At 61.6% G+C, this 3,107-nt stretch carries 2 protein-coding genes; one reads left to right on the top strand and one right to left on the bottom strand.

Annotation, left to right across the window (positions count from 1 at the left end):
- Positions 1-403 precede the first annotated feature (403 nt).
- Positions 404-1,831, bottom strand: a complete 1,428-nt coding sequence (locus B3C64_RS06670; RefSeq protein WP_291534600.1) for an amino acid permease — start codon at positions 1,829-1,831, stop codon at positions 404-406.
- A 239-nt stretch (positions 1,832-2,070) separates the two neighbouring features.
- Between B3C64_RS06670 and alr the strand changes: the two genes are divergently transcribed.
- Positions 2,071-3,107, top strand: a 1,037-nt coding sequence (gene alr, locus B3C64_RS06665) for an alanine racemase (RefSeq protein WP_291534599.1), incomplete at its 3' end; no start/stop codon positions are given.

The following is a 3,107-nucleotide window of genomic DNA, read 5'->3' as shown; positions in this document are numbered from 1 at the left end:
CGCCGGCTTCGCGAGCCACGTCGACGATTCCGGGATATGTTTTGCGTCTGGACATATCCTCCACCCCCAGCATAGAAATTGTCCTTTTGCAGTATAGGTTTTTAAATGGGGAAGCGCAATATACGAAATGCAAGCGTTAGCGGTTTGGGAGTTGCCCAACCCATCGACGGTGAGAAGGTGCTGGCCGGCGGCAGTTTGGGAGTTGCCCAAGCCACCGACGGTGAGGGGTGCGTAGGCGTCGGTAGATTGGACAATGGGCGTGGCGGTCCGATTGGATTTGACTTGAATTCGGCTTGAATCTCTTTTGAATCCGGTTTGGATCCCCACTTAGTTCCGGTTTGAACCCGGCTTGGGTCTGACTTGGGGTCGGCCTGAGTCCGGCTTGGACTCAGGCCGGACCGGATCAGAACAATCCCGGCTCGTTGAGCTGCGAATGCTTGCGGCTGTACGTGAAGTACACGAGCAGACCGAGCGCGAACCAGACCGCGAAACGCACCCACGTCTCCCAGTTCAGTCCGAGAATCAGGATGAAACAGAACACGATGGCGCAGATCGGTGTGAACGGCACGCCCGGCGCGCGGAATCCGCGATGCGCGTCCGGCTGGGTCTTGCGCATCCACAGAATGCCGGCGGACACGATGATGAACGCCGAAAGCGTGCCGATGTTCACCAGTTCGAACAACACGTTGATGTTGATGAAACCGCCTGCGATTGCCGTCAGCAGGCCGAAGAACCACGTGCCCTTGAACGGCGTGCGGTACTTTGGATGCACTTCGCCGAAGAACTTCGGAAACAGACCGTCGCGGCTCATCGCATAGCAGATGCGGGACTGGCCGTACAGCTGCACGAGCATGACGGTGGTCATGCCGATCAGCGCGCCGAGATTCACGATGAACGCCAGCCAGTTGAGGCCGGTCTCCAGGATCACGCCGGCGACGGGGGCGTCGATGAACTTCGCGAACTCCTTGTACGGCACCACGCCGGTCATGATCAGCGTCATGACGATGTACAGCACGGTGGAGACGGCCAGGGAGATGAGGATGCCGCGCGGCAGCGTCTTGTTCGGATTGACGGTCTCCTCGGCGGACGAGGACACCGCGTCGAAGCCGATGAAGCTGAAGAACACGATCGACGCGGCGGGCACGATGCCGTACGGCTGCGTCGAACCCGGCTGGAACGTGTAGATGCCATACGGGGAGAACGGCTTCCAGTTGGAAGGATTGATGTACCAGACGGTGCACACGATGAACAGCACGATGATGACGAGCTTGATCATCACCATGATGTCGTTGGTCTTCTTCGTCTGGTTGATGCCGATCGACAGCACCCAGGTGATGACGAGCACGATGAGGAAACCGGGAAGGTTGAAATACGTGGTCACGCCCGGCGTGGTGCCGTACGCCGCGGTCAATTCGACCGGAAGATGCAGACCGAATCCTTCCAGAAGCTTGTTGAAATAGCCCGACCAGCCGGCGGAGACGGTGGCCGCCTGCAACGCGTACTCCAAAATCAGATCCCAGCCGATCACGAAGGCGATGAGCTCGCCGAACGCCAGATACGCGTAGGAATAGGCCGAACCCGACACCGGCGCCATCGCGGCGAACTCCGCGTAGCACAATCCCGCGAAGCCGCAGCAGACGGCGGCCAGCAGGAACGAGACGCACAACGCGGGCCCCGCGGTGAGCGCGCCCTTGCCGGTGAGCACGAAGATGCCGGTGCCGATGATCGCGCCGATGCCCAGCATGGTCAGGTCGAAGGTTTTCAGTGTTCGCTTCAGCGGCGTCGATTCGGACACGAGCTGATCCACCGATTTTTTGCGAAATAGATCCATGGTCGTGAAAATTCCCTGCAAATGAAATACTTGATATGGGCTGACCGGACGGATTTCCGGGACTCTGGCACGCCTCAAACGCCAGAAATCAAAAAGGGGCTGCAGTGGCAGCCGATACGTCCAAAGTGTACAAACCCGGCACGGACAAAAACGTGAAAACACCGTGAAACGTCTCACCATTCGCCGGAACCGCCCGATTCGGTTCCAAACCGTCTCGTAGGGGCGCAAGAATAGGAGCCATGACTTTGAGCGCTACACGTGAATGGGATTTCTCCTCAGAACAAGGCAAGGCGAACTACGAGGCCGCGCAGCGGCAATACCCGGGGCAGGCGATCGTCGATCTGGCTGCGTTGCGGGACAACATGCGTCACTTGGTGAACGTCGTCGGCGGACCGAACTCCGGCACCGCGGTGATGGGCGTGGTCAAGGCCGACGCCTACGGACACGGACTGATCCCATCCGCGCTCGCGGCGCTTGCGGGCGGCGCCACCTGGCTGGGCACCGCGCAGTCCCATGAGGCGTTGCTGCTGCGCAAGGCCGGCATCGGACCTGACCGCTGCCACATTCTGACATGGGTGTACAACGGCACGCGCGTGCCGTTCGACGAACTGATCGACAACGACATCGACATCTCCGTCGGCTCGCTCGCTGGCATCGACGGCGTGGCCGACGCGGCCCGCCGGATCGGCAAGACCGCACGCGTGCATGTGAAGGTCGATTCCGGTTTCGGGCGCAATGGATTCACGCCGGCCGGATTCGACGCGGCGCTCGCCAAGTTGGTGCCGCTCGCCAAGGAAGGCGTGCTGCGCATCGTCGGCCAGTGGAGCCACCTCGCCGTGGCCGACGCTCCTGACGTGCCGGAATTCGTGGATTCCACCGACAGGCAGGTCGAGAACTTCAAGGACTTCACCCGCCGTATGGAAGCGGCCGGCATCGCGCCGGAGATCCGGCACCTCGCCAACACCGCGGCGACGCTGTCCCGCCCGGAGATCCACTTCGAGCTGACGCGCCCGGGCATCGGCCTGTACGGGTACGAGGCCGATCCGGCCATGGGCACGCCGTCCACCTATAGCCTGAAACCGGCCATGACGCTGCAGGCGCAGCTCGGCACGGTGAAGGACGTCGAGGCCGGCCATGGCATCTCCTACGGCCGCACCTACCTGACTCCGACCGATACCTCCACCGCGATCGTGCCGCTCGGTTATGCGGACGGCATCCACCGCTCCGCCTCCGGATTCGATATGGAAGGCGCCAAGCACGTGCTGAAGGACGGCGG

Source organism: Bifidobacterium sp. UBA6881 (assembly GCA_002451435.1).
Lineage (GTDB): Bacteria > Actinomycetota > Actinomycetes > Actinomycetales > Bifidobacteriaceae > Bifidobacterium.
The sequence above is the reverse complement of the archived record's forward strand: the minus strand, read 5'-3'. Positions and strand labels throughout refer to the sequence as shown.